The 17,985-nt window shown below is 43.5% G+C and carries 19 protein-coding genes; 17 read left to right on the top strand and 2 right to left on the bottom strand.

Going from position 1 to position 17,985, the window contains the following annotated elements; genetic code table 11:
* Nucleotides 1-2 precede the first annotated feature (2 nt).
* The 13 genes from obgE to yajC all read left to right on the top strand — a co-directional run bounded on the left by obgE (nt 3) and on the right by yajC (nt 11,612).
* Entirely contained in the window at nt 3-1,286 is a 1,284-nt protein-coding gene (gene obgE, locus ACFSUO_RS00905; RefSeq protein ID WP_382390122.1) for a GTPase ObgE, read from the top strand.
* 103 nt (nt 1,287-1,389) lie between these two features.
* Complete coding sequence (gene pheA / locus ACFSUO_RS00900) at nt 1,390-2,241, top strand: prephenate dehydratase (RefSeq protein ID WP_382390120.1); 852 nt, start codon at nt 1,390-1,392, stop codon at nt 2,239-2,241.
* 485 nt (nt 2,242-2,726) lie between these two features.
* Nucleotides 2,727-3,683 carry a SafA/ExsA family spore coat assembly protein gene (safA, locus tag ACFSUO_RS00895; protein WP_382390118.1) on the top strand — a complete coding sequence of 319 codons (957 nt, stop codon included), beginning with the start codon at nt 2,727-2,729 and terminating at the stop codon, nt 3,681-3,683.
* On the top strand, nt 3,676-4,644 hold the full coding sequence (locus tag ACFSUO_RS00890) for a phosphotransferase (protein WP_382390116.1): 969 nt from the start codon (nt 3,676-3,678) through the stop codon (nt 4,642-4,644). The genes safA and ACFSUO_RS00890 overlap by 8 nt, the downstream gene beginning before the upstream one ends.
* Before the next feature lie 23 nt (nt 4,645-4,667).
* Entirely contained in the window at nt 4,668-5,411 is a 744-nt protein-coding gene (gene nadE, locus ACFSUO_RS00885; RefSeq protein ID WP_382390114.1) for an NAD(+) synthase, read from the top strand.
* Nucleotides 5,412-5,477: 66 nt separating this feature from the next.
* Nucleotides 5,478-6,044, top strand: a complete 567-nt coding sequence (locus tag ACFSUO_RS00880) for a YhcN/YlaJ family sporulation lipoprotein (protein WP_382390112.1) — start codon at nt 5,478-5,480, stop codon at nt 6,042-6,044.
* Nucleotides 6,045-6,146: 102 nt separating this feature from the next.
* Nucleotides 6,147-6,878, top strand: a complete 732-nt coding sequence (locus tag ACFSUO_RS00875) for a YebC/PmpR family DNA-binding transcriptional regulator (protein ID WP_382390110.1) — start codon at nt 6,147-6,149, stop codon at nt 6,876-6,878.
* Between the two features lie 103 nt (nt 6,879-6,981).
* Entirely contained in the window at nt 6,982-7,587 is a 606-nt protein-coding gene (ruvA, locus tag ACFSUO_RS00870) for a Holliday junction branch migration protein RuvA (RefSeq protein ID WP_382390108.1), read from the top strand.
* Between the two features lie 15 nt (nt 7,588-7,602).
* Nucleotides 7,603-8,604 (top strand): Holliday junction branch migration DNA helicase RuvB, encoded by a 1,002-nt coding sequence (gene ruvB, locus ACFSUO_RS00865; RefSeq protein WP_382390106.1) that lies wholly within the window; start codon nt 7,603-7,605, stop codon nt 8,602-8,604.
* A complete protein-coding gene (locus ACFSUO_RS00860; RefSeq protein ID WP_382390104.1) occupies nt 8,604-8,795 on the top strand; it encodes a DUF2905 domain-containing protein in 192 nt (63 codons plus the stop codon). The genes ruvB and ACFSUO_RS00860 overlap by 1 nt, the downstream gene beginning before the upstream one ends.
* A gap of 236 nt (nt 8,796-9,031) precedes the next feature.
* The gene (gene queA / locus ACFSUO_RS00855; RefSeq protein ID WP_382390102.1) at nt 9,032-10,060 is read left to right on the top strand and encodes a tRNA preQ1(34) S-adenosylmethionine ribosyltransferase-isomerase QueA; all 1,029 of its coding nucleotides are present in this window, start codon (nt 9,032-9,034) and stop codon (nt 10,058-10,060) included.
* A gap of 127 nt (nt 10,061-10,187) precedes the next feature.
* Entirely contained in the window at nt 10,188-11,327 is a 1,140-nt protein-coding gene (tgt, locus tag ACFSUO_RS00850) for a tRNA guanosine(34) transglycosylase Tgt (protein WP_382390099.1), read from the top strand.
* 18 nt (nt 11,328-11,345) lie between these two features.
* Nucleotides 11,346-11,612: a preprotein translocase subunit YajC gene (gene yajC / locus ACFSUO_RS00845; protein WP_382390097.1), complete on the top strand. Its 267-nt coding sequence runs from the start codon at nt 11,346-11,348 to the stop codon at nt 11,610-11,612.
* Nucleotides 11,613-11,686: 74 nt separating this feature from the next.
* Here the strand turns inward: yajC and ACFSUO_RS00840 are convergent, their stop codons facing one another.
* Nucleotides 11,687-12,067, bottom strand: a complete 381-nt coding sequence (locus tag ACFSUO_RS00840) for a TIGR04086 family membrane protein (RefSeq protein WP_382390095.1) — start codon at nt 12,065-12,067, stop codon at nt 11,687-11,689.
* Between the two features lie 141 nt (nt 12,068-12,208).
* On the opposite strand from ACFSUO_RS00840, the gene ACFSUO_RS00835 reads away from it, so the two are divergent.
* The 3 genes from ACFSUO_RS00835 (at nt 12,209) to ACFSUO_RS00825 (ending at nt 14,922) form a co-directional block, all read left to right on the top strand.
* Entirely contained in the window at nt 12,209-13,501 is a 1,293-nt protein-coding gene (locus ACFSUO_RS00835) for an ArsB/NhaD family transporter (protein WP_382390093.1), read from the top strand.
* A 581-nt stretch (nt 13,502-14,082) separates the two neighbouring features.
* A complete protein-coding gene (locus ACFSUO_RS00830; protein ID WP_382390091.1) occupies nt 14,083-14,583 on the top strand; it encodes a GNAT family N-acetyltransferase in 501 nt (166 codons plus the stop codon).
* 228 nt (nt 14,584-14,811) lie between these two features.
* On the top strand, nt 14,812-14,922 hold the full coding sequence (locus ACFSUO_RS00825) for a putative holin-like toxin (RefSeq protein ID WP_382390089.1): 111 nt from the start codon (nt 14,812-14,814) through the stop codon (nt 14,920-14,922).
* Between the two features lie 864 nt (nt 14,923-15,786).
* On the opposite strand, the gene spoVB is transcribed toward ACFSUO_RS00825, so the two are convergent.
* Entirely contained in the window at nt 15,787-17,340 is a 1,554-nt protein-coding gene (gene spoVB / locus ACFSUO_RS00820) for a stage V sporulation protein B (protein ID WP_382390087.1), read from the bottom strand.
* Between the two features lie 315 nt (nt 17,341-17,655).
* Here spoVB and ACFSUO_RS00815 point away from each other — a divergent pair, with 315 nt between their 5' ends.
* Nucleotides 17,656-17,958, top strand: a complete 303-nt coding sequence (locus tag ACFSUO_RS00815) for a post-transcriptional regulator (RefSeq protein WP_382390085.1) — start codon at nt 17,656-17,658, stop codon at nt 17,956-17,958.
* Nucleotides 17,959-17,985 lie beyond the last annotated feature (27 nt).

Below are 17,985 nucleotides of genomic sequence, written 5' to 3'. Positions count from 1 at the left end.
AGATGTTTGTAGATCAGGTTAGTGTCTATGTGAAAGCGGGTGACGGAGGAAATGGACTCGCAGCATACAGACGAGAGATATATGTGCCAAAAGGTGGCCCCGCCGGTGGTGATGGCGGTAATGGCGGTGATGTCATTTTTAAAGTGGATGAAGGTCTTAACACATTGATGGACTTTCGTTATAACCGTCATTTCAAAGCGAAACGCGGCGAAAATGGCATGAGCAAAAATAAACATGGGAAAAATGCTGATCCGCTTGTTGTTGAAGTCCCACCGGGTACAACGGTAAAGGATGAGGAGACCGGAGAAGTGATTGCCGACCTGACGCATCATGAGCAAGAGGCAGTTATTGTTAAAGGTGGCCGGGGCGGACGCGGCAATACACGCTTTGCAACACCAAGAAATCCTGCCCCTGAACTCTCCGAAAATGGTGAACCCGGTCAGGAACGGACAATTAAAGTAGAATTAAAAGTGATTGCGGATGTCGGGCTGGTTGGATTTCCAAGTGTTGGTAAGTCAACACTCCTATCCGTTATCAGTGCAGCGAAACCTAAAATTGCTGACTATCATTTTACAACTTTGGCACCGAATCTCGGAGTGGTGGAAACGGAGGATCAGCGCAGCTTTGTTATTGCTGATTTGCCCGGGCTGATTGAAGGTGCACATGAGGGTGTTGGACTGGGCCATCAGTTTCTGCGTCATATTGAGCGGACAAGGGTTATCTTGCATGTAGTTGATATGGCTGGAACAGAACAACGCGACCCTTATGAGGATTTAGTGAAAATCAATCAGGAACTGGAAGAGTATGATTCCAAATTGATGGAACGCCCGCAGATCATAGCTGCCAATAAGATGGATATGCCTGGTGCGGAGGAGAACCTTCAGGCATTCAAGGAAAAACTGGATGACGATTATCCGGTATACCCTATCTCTTCCGTTACGAAAGAGGGATTGCAGGAAGTGTTGTATGCTATTGCGGATACACTTGAACAGGCACCGGCACCTGCTGCAGAGCCGGAAGAGGATGCAGGTGAGCAGGTCGTATACCGCCATCAGAAGGAAGAGGCACCATTCACCATTACGAGGGACCCGGATGGGGCATTTGTATTATCCGGTCCGCGAATCGAAAAATTATTTAAAATGACTGATTTCACGAAAGATGAGGCTGTACAGCGCTTTTCCCGGCAGCTGCGCCAAATGGGAGTAGATGATGCGCTGCGCAAACGTGGTGCTGAAGATGGGGATACCATCCGTCTCTTGGATACAGAATTTGAATTCATGGATTAAGAGGTTCTTCAAAAAGTCCGGTAAAAATGATACATCGAATTCCTTCGTTCTTTTTGAACACACTTAAGTAAATAATTGGATGGACGCAAAGGGGGATTACCATATGGTTAAAATAGGCTATTTAGGTCCGCGTGGGACATTTACAAAGCTGGCGGTCGACACTGCTTTCAATGGGGAAAATAAGCAGAGTTTCGACACGATTCCGGAGTGTATTGATGCTGTCAGTGACCGTCAAATTGACATTGGCGTTGTACCACTTGAAAATGCAATCGAAGGGACGGTGCAACTGACGGTTGATTATCTGGTCCACCAGGTTCGGCTGCCAATAGTGGCGGAAATTGTTGTTCCGATTCAGCAGCATTTGCTTGTTGCATCTGATTTTTCCGGGGAATTGTCATCGGTTAGTGACGTTTATTCACATAGCCATGCTATAGCGCAATGTCATCAATTCCTGCACACACATATGCCGGATGCTAATCTGCATTTCACATCGTCGACCGGCAAGGCAGCTGAAATGGTCAGTGACAGCGGAGGGGATATTGCAGCTATTGGTAATACACTTGCGGCCAGTGAATATGGATTGACTATCCATCACGAAAACATTCATGATTACCCGAATAACCATACAAGGTTCGCCGTACTTGCCAGTGATAAGGAACAGATTCGCATAAAACACGAGGTGCAGACCGAAAAGACAAGCCTGCTGATCACCCTGCCAAGTGACTACGCTGGGGCATTGTATCAGGTTCTGGCTGCCTTTGCCTGGCGAAAAATGAACCTTTCTAAAATTGAATCTCGTCCGATGAAAACAGGACTTGGCAATTATTTCTTTATTGTGGATGTAAATGAACCATACGATGACGTATTGTTCCCCGGTGTAAAAGCGGAATTGGAAGCGCTCGGGTGTAACGTGACCATTCTCGGTACATATCCTGTTTATCTCATGGAATTATAACACCTAAAAAAGTATAGCCGGTAGCAATGGAAAAATGCGGGAATTAGAGCCTGGGACAAAAGTATAGAAGCAACAAAAAATCCGAACAATGATTAAACATTTTCCTAATAAATGTCAAATCAGTTTGGATTTTTTTCTTTAATATAATGGACTTACACCTGAACAAGCGAAAGAAAAACATGGAGACTCCTGGGGGAGCAAAGGCCTTAGGTGAGACCCCGCAGTGACGAGCGATACATCCACCGAATATGCTGCGAGTTACGAGGAGTGCTGCACCACTGAATTTATTTTGCAACACGACGAGCACCCAGCACGAGGAGGCTCATCAGCCGCCCCCGGAAAGCGGAACATTTGCTGTAGCGGTTGTTAAGACTTGGCCCCTTCTTTTTTTGTAGCTTCTGGTTCAACTTTTGCAGTTTAGCTGCATATGCTGGTAACGTGTGATTAGCCTAGTTAGAAATTGCAGCGAAAGGAGTATGAACAGATTGAAAATTCACATTGTCCAAAAAGGGGACACCTTATGGGAAATAGCAAAACAGTATGGTGCAGATTTTGAACAGGTAAAGGAAATGAACCCGCAGCTGTCAACTCCAGATATGATTATGCCAGGCATGAAGATTAAAATACCGGGTTCCTCGAAGCCAGTTAAAACACAAGATACAGCCAAGAAAGAAATACAGAAACAGCCCGCAGAGAAACCATATAAAGATACATCCCCGAAACCGAAGCCTGTCGTGAAGGAAGATGACGTAAAACAGCCTAAACCAGTTCAGCCAAAAATGCCAATGCAGCCGAATATGCAAATGCAAATGCCTGTAATGGAGCAGGAAATGAATCACTATACAACAATCAATCTTCCACAAGTACCAACCTACCAAGCGCCAGAAAAGGAGCCGGAAAAAGAAAAACACATGCCTTATCCTTCTAAGCCAATGCCACAAATGCCGCCACAGCCACAACAACCGCAACAGCCAACACATTATCAGCAATTTCCTTATCCTCCTGCAGCCAAACCGGAACCATACAGCGGAGGTAAACCGGATTGTGGGTGCGGTGAGACGAAACCAATGTACCACCATCCTATGTACACACCGATGCAGCAGCCAATGCCGCAACATCCACAGCCAATGCCACAACCAATGCCACAGCCAATGCCACATCACCCAATGTATGGTCAACACATGCATCAGCACAAACCGCATCACACGATGATGGAGTCGGAAATGCCGGAAAAACCAGTGTATAACCATGCTGCCTATCACCCATATGGGCAGGATTGCCCGCCAGCACACTCGGGACTGGGATATGTCTTACATCAGCCAAAGCCGCAGCTCTGCCATCCATGCATCCAGGATCATCATTTTCCACAGCCGATGCCACCAGGCTATAGAGAATACCAGTACGATACCCATGACGATGAGGATGAAAACACGCATGAATAATGGAAATCAAGAAGAAGAGATGATGAATCATCTCTCTTCTTTTTTGTCCAGGAAAGGAATGGGAAACCCCATTTACCTGGAACGGATTCGTAACCATGTCCATTATATGAGAACGGCGGAGGGAGAAACTTTTATATTGAAGCGGCACACAAACAGGGATCGGGTCCTGCAGCAATGGGATTTTTTTGATAGGCAATCATCACCTGTAGTTGTGCCGTTTCAGCGTTTTCCTAATCAAAAACCGTTTCTTTATGTAGATGGTTACTATTGGACTATCTCACCGTATATCGCCGGGAAAAAGTTACATTATAAGAAGGATGCGGATCGAAAAGCAGCTTTACATGCGCTCCAATCATTTCATAGTGATACGCAAGGTGTCCAGATTCAGCATGAAGTACACACGACAATGTTCTATATTCGGTGGCACAAGCGTTTGCAGCTATTTGAGCAAACAGGTCATTTGTTTTGGAAACATGGTTATCATTCCATGTATAAATCTATAACGAAGACTGCCAGAAATTATTTGCATTATTTGTCTTCTTTCTCTTTTTGGAATAGGCTGGAGCGGATAGCGAAACAAAATGGTGTATGGATTCACGGGGATGTTGCGTCCCATAATTTTATCCGTCAGTCAGAAAAGGTTTATATGATTGACTTTGATTTGCTTTCATGTGCACCACATTTACATGACTATATACAGCTGGGGCAGCGATTTCTGCCGTATCTGGACTGGGACCTCAACAGGCTGCTTTCCTATGACATGGTAAAAGAAGAGCATATTAGGCTATGGCTGTGCGCTATTTCTGTCCCGAGTGACGTGATAAGGGAGTGGCTTCACTACCTATCCAGTCATAAACCAAGACCGATCCCCGATTATTTGGAAAGTATGGAAAAGGACTGGATAAAACGCCAAACCTTTTTAAAAAATGTACAAAGAATGATACGATCAATACAGTATTAACCAAACAGGACAGGGTGATGATTGTGGAAAAAGTAACAGATGAAATTGTACATTGGCTGCGGGAGAGCGTCCGTGAAGCGGGTGTCAGCGGACTGGTTACAGGTGTCAGCGGCGGATTGGATTCCGCTGTTGTTGCTCACCTGATTCAACGAGCTTTCCCCGATGATTCCTTAGCTGTTATCATGCCGCTAAATAGTAACCTGGAAGACATGGAACATGCGGATAAAGTGATTGAAACAAGTGGTATCAGCCAGCTGAAGATTGATCTTACCAATACTCACCAGACAATGTATGGTCAAATCAGGGAAAAATTGCAGGAACAAGATGCTTTCCAGTCAAAGCGTGATCAGATGGCTGATGCTAATCTCCGTGCTCGCCTGAGAATGAGTACACTATATACAATCGCTTCTCATTATGGTTACTTGGTGACGGGAACTGACAATGCCGCTGAGTGGTATACGGGTTATTTCACCAAATATGGAGACGGCGGTGTTGATATATTACCATTGGTTGACTTTTTGAAGCATGAGGTAAAGGAAATGGGCGAGTACTTAGGTGTGCCGAAAGAAATCCTGGATAAACAGCCAAGTGCCGATTTATGGGAAGGACAGACAGACGAAGCCGAAATGGGGACTACTTATGCTAAAATTGATGCGTATCTGAAAGGGGTAGAAATTCCCGAAAAAGATAAAGAATTGATTCAGCAAATGCACAGCCGGACAGCACATAAACGGAATACAGCAAAGCAGTTCCATCGCCAGCAATGACTTCCTGAAATTTACTGTTGTAAAAAAACCTCTTTTACCCAACATAAGAATAAGGGAGGTTTTTTTATGCGTATAATGAGATGGATGGCAATACCAGTCGTATCTTTGTTCCTGTTTGGCTGTGCCGCTAATGATAATGATCAGGAAAGCAGTCAGGAAAACGGGAATACACAACCAATTAATTATGAAACAGAAAAAGAACGGAAAGACCGGCAGGGAGTCGAAAATAAAAATATTGGTGAACGCGGCGGCTATCCGCAGAGCGAACAAAAGGAATTGAACGACGGTGATGAGAATGCAAGAAGTGATTCTTTTACAAATGAGGTATCGATGTCTATCGCCGATCATCTGAAAAAGAAACGCCACATTAAACAGGCACAAGTTGCCATGGCAGATGACAGAGTGGTTGTCGGCATCATCATTAATGATTCTGCACCACCAGACATGCGGGAACGTGTGGAACGGGAAGTGCAGGAAATGGTTCAGGTGAAGGAAGTTTATGTATATACAGATGATATCTTTTGGGACCGCATGCGAAATAAAGATGCACGACCAGATCAACTGAATGGGGATATGGAAGAATTTTTAAGAGAGTTTTTCAACCGAGACAGGAAAGAGGAAGATTTCGAATGAACGGCACTTTTGAATCGAGGCAGTTGTAAGGAATTTCTTTATGCATCGGACCATCTTTGGTATAGTATAAAAGGGAAATTCCAGGAGAGAGGAGAATGTCCAATGGCTGGTCATTCCAAATGGCATAATATACAACGCAGAAAGAATGCACAGGATGCTAAAAAAGGGAAAATTTTCATGCGCCATGCGAAGGATATCTATACCGCTGCCAAAGAGGGTGGTGGTGATCCTGAAATGAATCCCTCGCTAAGGCTTGCGGTTGATAAAGCAAAGGCAGACAATATGCCGAATGATAATATAGACCGTGCCATCAAGAAGGCAACAGGCGGCCTGGATGGTGTCAACTACGAGGAGTTTGCATACGAAGGATATGGCCCGGGTGGCGTTGCTGTCATTGTTCATGTTCTGACGGACAATAAGAATCGTACGGCGGCAGAAGTCCGGCATGCGTTCAAGAAGAATGGTGGCAACCTGGGGGAAAATGGAAGCGTCTCATTCATGTTTGACCGAAAAGGGTATATTGTGATCGAAAATGAAGATGGCGCCATTGATGAAGATGACATCACGCTAGAAGCTATTGAAGCGGGTGCAGAAGATATTGCAACCGTGGAAGGTGCCTTTGAAATTTATACAGAGCCGGAACATTTCCAGCATGTGCGTGATTATTTAAGGGAACAGCAATATGATCTGGCCGAAGCGGAAGTGACGATGTTTCCGCAGACATATGCGAAACCTAAGGAAGAAGATGCGGAAAAGATGCTTCAGTTGATTGATATGCTGGAAGATAGCGAGGACACACAAGATATTTACCATAATATGGAGACAACAGCATGAGGTCGTATTCCATAAAAACTTCTATTCCCGTCAGCTAAGGGAATGGAAGTTTCTTTCTTTCTTATGTTAGAATAGGGAAAGGGAGTTAAAAGGAGAAGGTTGCATGATAGCATATATAAAAGGAAAATTAACCAGCGTTCAGCAAGAAACAGTCATTGTGGACGTCCAGGGGATTGGTTATGAGATTGTCTGCACGAATCCATTTGCATTCCAGGCATCCATTAACCAACAAGTGACAATTAGTACATACCATTATGTCCGTGAAGATACACAAATACTATACGGTTTCCAGAATGATGATGAGAAATTATTGTTTACCAAGCTGATCACCGTCTCGGGAATTGGTCCAAAAGGAGCACTTGCTATTCTTGGAGGTGCAGATGCAGGCGGGCTCGTCAATGCTATTGAACGGGAGGATGATTCGTTTTTGACCAGTCTGCCCGGGATTGGCAAAAAAACAGCCAGACAAATGATTCTTGATTTGAAAGGGAAATTGCCTGCTGTGGCCCCCGCTGCAGACAGTACTGCAGAAACAATGGAGACAGAGCAAGCTGCACCGGAAGCAATCCAAGAGACACAAGAAGTGTTGAAATCCCTCGGTTATACAGATAAGGAGATCAGGGCGGTTGCATCAGATCTTCGGAAAGAAAAGAGCGGCAGCACGGATGAACTGGTGCGTAAAGCACTGGCATTATTAGTGGAACAGTGATAAGGTGGGATAATGATGGAAGAACGGATGGTCACAGGTGAACTGCAAAACGAGGATGCCTCTGTTGAACTCAGTCTCCGTCCCGCAAATTTACAACAGTATATTGGACAGCAAAAGGTGAAAGACAATTTAGGGATCTTTATTCAAGCGGCTAAAATGCGGGAGGAAGCGCTGGACCACGTGCTTTTATATGGGCCTCCAGGGCTTGGGAAAACGACATTGGCATCCATTATAGCCAACGAAATGGGCGTACAGTTCCGCTCCACTTCAGGTCCGGCAATCGAGCGCTCGGGTGATCTGGCTGCTATTTTGTCGTCATTGGAGCCGGGTGATGTCTTGTTTATTGATGAAATCCATCGATTACCAAGGTCAGTTGAAGAGATCCTGTATCCTGCAATGGAGGATTTCTTTCTTGATATTGTTATTGGAACGGGACCAAGTGCCAGGTCAGTGCGGATTGATTTGCCGCCATTTACGCTGGTTGGCGCAACGACAAGGGCTGGTTTGCTCTCGGCTCCGCTAAGGGATCGGTTCGGGGTGCTGAGCCGGCTGGATTTCTATGAACCTGATGAGTTATGTGAAATCGTGGAGCGGACAGCTGATATTTTTGAAACAACAATTACGCACGAAGCTTCTATAGAAATTGCCCGGCGGTCACGTGGAACACCGCGTATTGCTAACAGGCTGCTGAAACGAATCCGTGATATTTCCCAGGTGAAAGGGGAACAGCAAATCAGTCTTGGAACGACCGATCATGCATTGGACATGCTTCAGGTTGACGAGCAGGGCCTTGACCATATCGACCATAAGCTCCTGACCGGGATGATTGATGGGTTTCAGGGTGGACCGGTCGGACTGGATACCATTGCTGCAACGATAGGTGAAGAGCCGCAGACAATCGAGGATGTATATGAACCGTATTTACTGCAAACTGGCTTTATCCAGCGCACACCGCGGGGACGGCTCGTAACCCCGAAAGCATACCAGCATCTTGGAATCAGGAAGGAAGACGATTAATGGGAAAAATGTTTATCGTCATTGGGATCATCTTTGTGGCAATTGGTCTTATCTGGTCGCTTTTTGGTAAACTGCCGGGAGACATCACCATTAAGAAAGATAATTTCACTTTCCATTTTCCAATTGTGACATCCATTGTCGTTAGTGTTATTTTGTCCTTTATTATGTTTATAGTGGGGAAATTTCGTTAAAGAGGTTGTTCAAAAAGTCCGGTTAAAATGACACATCGAATTTCTTCGTTGGCTTGCTTTTCCGCTACTCATGTATTTAAATGCATACACTCCGTTGCTCAAAGCTACGCCGCCTCGAAATTTCGACGCACAGGACGTGCTAGTGCAGGCGCCCGCGCAGGACGTCGCGAACTTAGCCTGCCGGTCCTTTTTATCCTCCTTTTTGAACATGCACTTAAATCAGTAAGGAGAGCATCATGAATACAGAAGATTTTGATTTTCATTTACCAGAAGAACTTATCGCCCAGACACCACTGAAAAACCGGGATGCTTCCCGTCTGCTCGTACTTGACAGGGACAAAGACGAAGTGGAGCATAAACAGTTTACAAATATCAAAGACTATCTGCAGAAAGGCGATTGTCTTGTCCTGAATGATACGCGTGTACTTCCTGCCAGGCTGTATGGGATAAAAGAAGATACAGGAGCTAAAGTTGAGGTGCTTCTGCTGCATCAGCAGGAAGGCGACACGTGGGAAGTACTGGCCAAACCAGCTAAGAAAATTAAAGCCGGAACTGTCTTGCTGTTCGGTGAAGGAAAGATACGTGCAACATGTACGGAAATAAAGGATCATGGCGGTCGTATTTTGCAGTTGGACTATGACGGAATATTATATGAAATACTGGATGAGCTTGGAGAAATGCCGCTACCGCCCTATATAAAAGAGCAATTGCCCGAGAAAGAACGCTATCAGACAGTCTATGCAAAAGAAGAAGGCTCAGCTGCAGCTCCGACGGCAGGCTTGCATTTTACCAACACGTTATTGGACGAAATCAGGGCAATGGGTGTAACAATCGCGTTTATCACATTGCATGTCGGTCTTGGTACGTTCAGACCGGTAAGTGAAGATACGATCGATGATCATACGATGCATGCAGAGTTTTACCACATGTCACAGGAAACTGCAGACACGCTCGCTGATGTGAAAGCACATAATGGCCGGATTGTTGCGGTTGGGACAACGTCAACAAGAACACTGGAAACGATCGCCCGGGACAATAACGGTCAGTTCAGCCAATCAAGCGGATGGACAGATATTTTCATTTATCCGCCGTACACCTTCCAGGCCATCGACGGGCTGATCACCAATTTTCATTTGCCGAAATCGACATTGATTATGATGGTGAGTGCTTTCGCTGGCAGAGAGCGGATTTTGAATGCTTATCAAGAAGCTGTTCATGAACGCTACCGGTTTTTCAGTTTTGGCGACGCGATGCTAATTTTATAACGTCAAGAAGTATAAATTATGGACGACCTTATAAGTAAAACTAAGACTTTCACTATAATGACTTGGTGAAAGCCAAGTTTTTCTAATAACAAGGGCGTAAATAACCTATAACAAAGGAACGAATATGATGACTGCTATTACGTATGAACATATAAAAACATGTAGCCAGACGGGGGCTCGGCTTGGACGGGTGCATACCCCGCATGGCTCTTTTGATACACCGGCGTTCATGCCTGTCGGGACATTGGCAACAGTGAAAACAATGAGTCCGGAAGAATTACAGGAGATGAATGCAGGCATTATTTTATCCAATACATACCATTTATGGCTGCGGCCGGGTGAAGACATTATCCGTGAAGCTGGTGGCCTGCATCAGTTTATGAACTGGGATGGTGCCATATTGACGGATTCAGGCGGTTTCCAGGTCTTCAGCCTTAGTGATATGCGTGATATCAAGGAAGAAGGTGTTCATTTCCGTAATCACCTTAGCGGGGAAAAATTGTTCCTGTCACCGGAAAAGGCTATGAACATTCAAAATGCACTTGGATCCGACATCATGATGGCGTTTGATGAATGTCCGCCATACCCGGCTTCCCATGACTATATGAAAGCTTCTGTGGAACGGACATCACGATGGGCCGAACGCTGTTTACAGGCGCATGCGCGTCCGGATGAACAAGGTTTATTCGGCATTATCCAGGGTGGGGAGTATGAAGACTTACGGAAACAAAGTGCTCATGATCTGGTTTCACTTGATTTTCCAGGGTATGCGGTTGGCGGACTCTCCGTCGGGGAACCGAAAGATGTCATGAACCGGATGCTGGAGTCCACGACACCGTTGATGCCTTTTCATAAACCGCGCTATTTAATGGGAGTTGGATCACCGGATTCCCTGATTGACGGGGCTATCCGTGGCATTGACATGTTTGACTGTGTGCTGCCGACGAGAATTGCGCGCAATGGCACATGTATGACATCTAATGGCAGGCTGGTTGTCCGGAATGCCAAGTATGCCCGGGATTTCAGTCCGCTTGATGAAAATTGCGACTGTTATACTTGCAGGAATTATACAAGGGCCTACATTCGCCATTTGGTAAAATGCAATGAAACATTCGGATTCAGGCTTACTACTTACCATAACCTTCATTTTCTGTTAAAATTAATGCAACAAGTACGAACAGCTATCGCTGAGGATCGGCTTGGTGATTTTAAAGAGGCATTCTTTGAACAATATGGTTTCAATGAGAAGGATGCAAAGAATTTTTAATAAAGGAGGGAACAGTTTATGGGGACACTGGCATCGTTACTGCCAATTATTTTAATGTTTGTCATTTTTTATTTCCTGCTTATCCGCCCACAGCAAAAGCGGCAGAAGCAAGTGAAACAAATGCAGGCGGATTTGCAAAAGGGAGATGAAGTCGTGACGATTGGCGGTCTGCATGGTGCTATTCATGCAATTGATGAAGATACCGTCGTTCTTCAGGAAGCAAACGGCCCTAAGCTTACGTTTGACCGCTCAGCGATCCGGGAAGTAAAAGACAAGGCACAATAACACTTTATGAATGGGTACATAAAGGGAATAAAAAAAGAAGTCAGTCCAACTCGGACCGGCTTCTTTTTGTTTGTTCATGCTTTTTCTCCTTTGACCATGTTGACGCCGATAATTCCCCCGGCCAGGGCGGCAAGGATAAAACCTATATGATTGAATGATTGTTCCGCAGAAAATCCTTGCTGATAGCCGAGATATTGCACCAAAAATGTAAACAGGGTGAATCCGATCCCTGTGACGGAACCGATAATCCAGCCTTTTTCTTTGCTTTTGACTCCGGCTATCAAGCCTCCAGTAAATAAAATAATCAGTCCGGCCGCGAGTGTAATCCATGATAATAGCGTTTCATCCATTGTTGTAAATTGAAGCAGAAAAGCAAGAATGATGCTTGTCACTAACATCAGTCCAAGAACTGCGATCCATCCATACAGCAGTGCAGTAAATTGTTGCCTATGCATGCTATTCGTTCCTCCTTTCCACAGGTAGTCCTTGTACTGTTATCCTATTCGGACAAACAGTGAAAAAGACTGAAAATATTTTTTGTTTTTGCTGCATACAGTTGTAGAAGGACAATCTTTTACTAAGAAAGAGGATGGCGTATGGATGTTATCTTAGCAGCAGTAATCTTCGCCGTTAGTTATGTATTTATTATGACGGAAAAGGTGAACCGTGCCATTGTCGCACTCGCCGGTGGAATGCTGCTGTTATTGACAGGTATTTATCGTGTGAATGATGTGTTCCTTCACTACATTGACTGGAACACCATTGCGTTATTGTTTTCCATGATGGTACTTATATCCATTACGGAAAGAACCGGTTTATTTTCATTTATTGCGATTCGCTTTGCCCAGCAGGTGAGGGGGGCGCCAGTTCCGCTGATGGCAGGAGTGTGTGTCCTGACCGCTTTAGGATCAGCATTGCTTGATAATGTGACGACGGTCCTTATATTGGTGCCCATTGTTCTGAAAATCACCAAACAGCTCCAGCTTCCCGCATTTCCGTACTTGCTGGCAGTCATTTTCAGTTCTAACCTGGGTGGTACCGCAACCCTTATTGGTGATCCGCCGAATATTATGATTGGACAGGCCGTTGATCATCTAACGTTTTTATCTTTTATCATCCATTTGGCTCCGATTGCCGTGATCATGTTTATCATCATGCTCGCAATATTGCTCCCGCTATTCAGGAAGAGGCTCTTCACCAGTGTTTCAAACAGGGAAAAGCTGATGGAGATGGATGCATCAGCCTATCTTGTCCATAGCCCAATGCTATATAAGTCTATCACTGTTCTTGCGATGACTTTGACCGGCTTTATTCTTCATGCCTTTCTTCATATCGATCTGACAGTGGTTGCATTAACTGGTGCCATTCTTCTGCTGTTGTTGACGGAAAGGGAGGTGTCCACGGAAAAAGTTTTTTCACAAGTGGAATGGGTGACATTGTTTTTCTTTATTGGTCTATTTGCATTGGTTGGCGGTCTACAGGAAGTGGGCATCATTGATGAATTGGCTAGGGGAATCGTACTCTGGACAGAAGGGGATTATGTCACTGCAGCGATTCTGATCTTGTGGATCTCCGGGTTGTTTTCCGGAATTGTGGACAACATTCCATTTGTTGCGGCAATGATTCCAGTTATTGAAGAATTTGAAAGCTATGGCATGGTATATTTGGATCCCATTTGGTGGTCACTGGCCCTTGGAGCTTGTATGGGTGGGAATGCGACACTGATAGGTGCTTCTGCTAATGTGGTTGTTGCAGGACTTGCCGAAGGAGAAGGGGAGAAGCTATCATTTCTGCGTTTCATGCTGTATGGCGTGCCATTTGTCTTACTGTCCCTTATTATTGCAACAATTTACCTGTATATCCGCTATTTAATTCCATATATGGCATAACCAACTTGGCTTATTGCTTAATGGCGAAAGCCTTAGTTGCACTTGTGCAGTAACAAGGTATTTACGCTTTCTCAACTGCGAAAAAAACATAACGCTGATAATTTCAGCGTTATGTTTTTTAATGGCTCTTTTCGCAAACGTTGTTGTTTTTTCAGTGCAGTTGATATAAACTGCAACACAGTGAAAATTCTCTTTAGTGAATAACGGGTTCAGTTATAGGAGAGAAAACATTAGATAAAATAATAATTAGGAGTGCAAATAACATAGCGTTACGTTATTACTCCTTTTTTCGTTGATATACCAACGTTTATAGTGTTTTAATACCTGAATTGGCAATGTAATTAACAACATTTTTATCAAACGTACATAAATTTATGTACTACTTCTGATTGACTCGCTAAAAAGTGAATCGATTAGAATGTTGATTTCATTGTTATTTGGAATGACGATCCCAAATCGTTTCTGGTTCTTCTAGAAGTTTTGGGATGTTAAAATGTTTATATGTATGTGAATGTTTGTATGAAAGAAGAGGTTTTAAACTTTATACGACAAACGGGCCATATTGTTTAGGAGGAAACGTATTGATAATTAGGGAGATAAAGACATCGGATGCAGAAAGGTTTGCCAACCTTACTCCACAGATCGAGGCAGAATCTGAATATATGCTTTGGGAAGCTGGGGAAAGAAACGTTCAAGTCGAACAACAACTGAAGATGATTGAGAGTATTGAACAAAAAGGAAATTCCACCATACTTGTTGCTGAAAATGATAACAAAGAATTGGTTGGGTTCTTGATGGCTGTTGGCGGAAATGCAAAGAGAAATAAACATTCAGCCTATATTGTTATGGGAATTTTAGGGGAATATAGGGGAAAAGGAATAGGCGCAATGTTATTTAAAAAGTTGGAGCAATGGGCGTTTAACCATAATATACATCGTTTGGAATTAACTGTGGTCACTCGCAATAAGGCAGCCATATCGTTATATAAAAAAGTGGGTTTTGAAATTGAAGGAACAAAAAGACACTCCTTATTTATTGATAGCGAATTCGTTGATGAATATAATATGTCAAAACTCTTATGATTCTAGTTTATGCCGCAAACGGGCTCTATTCTCTAGTAAGGAATACTTTCATATTGCACAAAATCGCCAAGAATGAGCACAAAGGAAATAAGATTTTATTAGTCGAATAGCTTGTTAAAGGAAAATTAAAAAGCTTCTTTAAACTTCTTAGGCAAGTGATATAATGGAAATATGCAATAATCGCGTTTTCCTCAAGGGAGGTCGGCGCACCCTGTCGGTTGTAGTGTCTTGCGATACGCTATAACGGAAGGGGGTGTTGCCTTGTCTATTTTTGAGACAATGGTTCTAATGATCGCTTTTGCAACACTCGTTGTAACGATTATAGACCATAAGAAATAGACCTCCCTGAGTTTTAGCGAACGGGTGAGGTCTATTTCTTACTCGCGCTGACCCCTCTTGAAGGGGAGCGATTAATTGCTGACCGGAGATATTGCCGTATCTTCGGTCTTTTATTAGTTTATGTCTTATACCTTTTTCTATGTTTATTGTAACACAGAAAATGGTTTTCAAACAAAAAAATTCATTGTTTTTTAGCTCTCATACAACGCAGCTCTCAGTTTAGCGAAATTGTATAAACTACTTGAGAAAAGATATTCAATTAAAGGACGTGCTAATCGAATAACTGTATCCTTCTGAATAGGGCCAGATAGTGAAGTAACTTATTGTGTTTGTATCGAAACTTTCGGATGGGGGCATTTAATGTCAAAAGAAACTGTAATGTTAATTGGAATAGCTTTGACGTTTTTAGTTGGTGTATTTAATTATCTTTCCAGTAATACAGAAGGGAAGATGAAGAATTAATAGAATTAAAGATCGATGATAAAACCTTAGTAAGACGAACATTTTTTTATGGTTCTGCTAAAACAACAATAACTTTTAGCATTGATTTTACCACAGGAGATTTTACACAAAATAATTCAAATCCATCTGTTGAGGTAATAAACTATAAACACAAAGATTTAAAAACGTTAATAACTAATTAAAGTGTCTGTTCCAAAATGGGCGCGGAACGGGCGCGATTGTAGAAAAAGAAAAATAAATTATAACGATTTAATAACGCTCAGATATATTCTGAGCGTTTTTGCTTGTTATTTATATTGTTAATTTACGGTAAAAGAATATCAGTTAGTGTGTTTTTTTACCTTGATATTAGCATTTTTTTCTCTCCCGGAACTGAACCCGTTACTTTAGAAAACAGCCTTTCTAATTTATCCATTTTTGTAAGAGCGGTATCTGCCTTAGCTCATCTTTAGTTATGAACCGTAAAATAAATAGGAATAGGAGATAAACACAAGACAGCAGGGCGACAATCAGGATAAAATAAAACAAATTCGTTTCAAGGCCTGTGAAGGTATTTTTTAAATAGTGACCGCTCCCCCATGTTGCTGCGATCAGCACCCCCATTTTCAAAAGATCTTTCCAAGGTATCATGAACCTTATTTCCTTATAAAGGCTTGCCAGGTGTAAGAGCGTTACAAGAATGACACCGACAGACATCGCGATTGCAACACCATTTATTCCGAATGTTGGGTTTGAAGCAAGTAAAAAGAGTACGGTCAGTTTGATTGCTGCTCCGATCAGACTGTTCCACATGGCCGGCTTGGCCAAGTCCATTGCCTGTAATGCTGCCTGTAGTGGAGACTGAATATAAAGCAAAAGAAAGAAGGGAGCCATCAGCACCAGGAAGTTGCTTGCGTTAGCTGTACCGTACATGAATGTCAGTATTGGTTCGGCAAATAATGTAAGTACAACAGTTGCCAACCCCCCGGAAGCGAATGAAATCCGAATAGCCTGATGAATCCGATAATGGATAAGGCTGTTGTTTTTGTGTGCGTCTGCTTCAGATATCGATGGCACAAGGGCAATGGATAACGAATTTGTTATGAAAGTAGGCAGGAACAGCAATGGTAAAACATAACCAGTGAGTTCCCCATATTGTTTGGTTGCCAGTGAACTGGAAATGCCCGCAAGTGCCAGACTTTGGGCGACAAGAATAGGTTCAAGGAAATGTGATATATTCCCAATCAGCCTGCTTCCTGTACTTGGCAGGGATATGGAAAAAAGCTCCTTAACGGTTTCCTTGCTCGACCATAGATATTGGAAGAAACGGTGTCTGATTTGGACAACTTTATTCCGTTTGAATAACCAGACAAGAAATAGTAATGATGCAAGCTCACCGAGAATCACACTGAACATGGCCCCGGCAGCGGCAAATTCCACCCCATATGGCAAAAGCAGATTGACAAAAAAAGCAACAAATGTGATTCGAACTGCTTGTTCAATCACAAGCGCATAACTTTGCGGTTTCATGTTTTGCCGGCCCTGGAAATACCCCCGAAGAACCGAAGTTACGGCAGTGATTGGCACAATCGGACTTATGGCGATTAACGGATACATCGTTCTTTCATCTGTGAGCAGCGTTGAGGCAATGAATGGTGCTGCAAGAACCATGCCGACCGTGAAAACAATGCTTGCAATGCCTGTGATAAGTAGTGATACAACAAGGATTCGCTTTACTTTGGCACGGTCATGCTTAGCCTCTGCTTCCGATACCCGTTTGGAGATGGCTACAGGGAGTCCCAGCTGTGTCAGGGTGATGACAAGGAATAATGTAGGCAACGCCATCATATAAAGGCCAACCCCTTCTTCGCCCATTACCCTGGCCACTACGAGTCGGTTGATAAAGCCTAAGAGTCTGGTTACCATACCTGCCGCTATAAGGATTAATGTCCCCTGCAAAAATGTTTGTTTGCTCAATATGGCCAACCTACCTTCTCAAAAAATAAAATTTCAGATACAATAATGTATATGCATCTGAATAGGCCAAGCATGACAAGCATCATTCTATTACGAGAGAAAGCCATTAAAGGGCGTGTTCAAAAAGGAGGATAAAAAGGACCGAGAAATTCGAGGCGGCGTAGTTTCGAGCATAAGGAAAGCTACCCTGAGCTGCATTGCACGCAGGAAAGTGGTCTTCTTTCCCAAGGAGCGGAGAAACAAGCCAACGAAGAATTTCAATGTGTCATTTTTACCGGACTTTTTGAACAACCTCTTAAAGGGGAGGGAATGTTCGTGGAAACACTCAGAACAGTTCACGAATGGAAACAGAAAGTTCTGCCTGCTTTAGAAAGTAAAGCCAGTGAATTCCGGCTTATGGGATATGATAAAACCACAAGGGAAGATGTGTGGAGTTGCCTGAATGAAAAAGTTTGGAAAGGTGATCCATCCAAGCGGCTGTTTGAAATAGTTCAGGATATATTCCAGCTTTCGTCAAATGTTTATATGAGTTATTTGACAATTAATGCCCATCAGGATGATAATTTAATGGCTTCGATTGCTGCGCTTACGGATAACAGTGCGGGCGAAGCGGACTAGGAATACATACATATGGAATTGTTTTGT

Origin of the sequence: Lentibacillus juripiscarius, from assembly GCF_042685205.1 — a bacterium.
In the GTDB taxonomy this organism is placed as follows: Bacteria; Bacillota; Bacilli; order Bacillales; family Amphibacillaceae; genus Lentibacillus; species Lentibacillus juripiscarius.
This window is presented reverse-complemented; position numbering and strand designations above follow the sequence as displayed.

What these genes read in the sequence shown, in the direction of transcription:
- obgE (WP_382390122.1), top strand. Translation starts at nt 3, where the DNA reads ATGTTTGTAGATCAGGTTAGTGTCTATGTGAAAGCGGGTGACGGAGGA.
- pheA (WP_382390120.1), top strand. Translation starts at nt 1,390, where the DNA reads ATGGTTAAAATAGGCTATTTAGGTCCGCGTGGGACATTTACAAAGCTG.
- ACFSUO_RS00890 (WP_382390116.1), top strand. Translation starts at nt 3,676, where the DNA reads ATGAATAATGGAAATCAAGAAGAAGAGATGATGAATCATCTCTCTTCT.
- ACFSUO_RS00880 (WP_382390112.1), top strand. Translation starts at nt 5,478, where the DNA reads ATGCGTATAATGAGATGGATGGCAATACCAGTCGTATCTTTGTTCCTG.
- ACFSUO_RS00875 (WP_382390110.1), top strand. Translation starts at nt 6,147, where the DNA reads ATGGCTGGTCATTCCAAATGGCATAATATACAACGCAGAAAGAATGCA.
- ruvA (WP_382390108.1), top strand. Translation starts at nt 6,982, where the DNA reads ATGATAGCATATATAAAAGGAAAATTAACCAGCGTTCAGCAAGAAACA.
- ruvB (WP_382390106.1), top strand. Translation starts at nt 7,603, where the DNA reads ATGGAAGAACGGATGGTCACAGGTGAACTGCAAAACGAGGATGCCTCT.
- ACFSUO_RS00860 (WP_382390104.1), top strand. Translation starts at nt 8,604, where the DNA reads ATGGGAAAAATGTTTATCGTCATTGGGATCATCTTTGTGGCAATTGGT.
- queA (WP_382390102.1), top strand. Translation starts at nt 9,032, where the DNA reads ATGAATACAGAAGATTTTGATTTTCATTTACCAGAAGAACTTATCGCC.
- tgt (WP_382390099.1), top strand. Translation starts at nt 10,188, where the DNA reads ATGACTGCTATTACGTATGAACATATAAAAACATGTAGCCAGACGGGG.
- yajC (WP_382390097.1), top strand. Translation starts at nt 11,346, where the DNA reads ATGGGGACACTGGCATCGTTACTGCCAATTATTTTAATGTTTGTCATT.
- ACFSUO_RS00840 (WP_382390095.1), bottom strand. Translation starts at nt 12,067, where the DNA reads ATGCATAGGCAACAATTTACTGCACTGCTGTATGGATGGATCGCAGTT.
- ACFSUO_RS00835 (WP_382390093.1), top strand. Translation starts at nt 12,209, where the DNA reads ATGGATGTTATCTTAGCAGCAGTAATCTTCGCCGTTAGTTATGTATTT.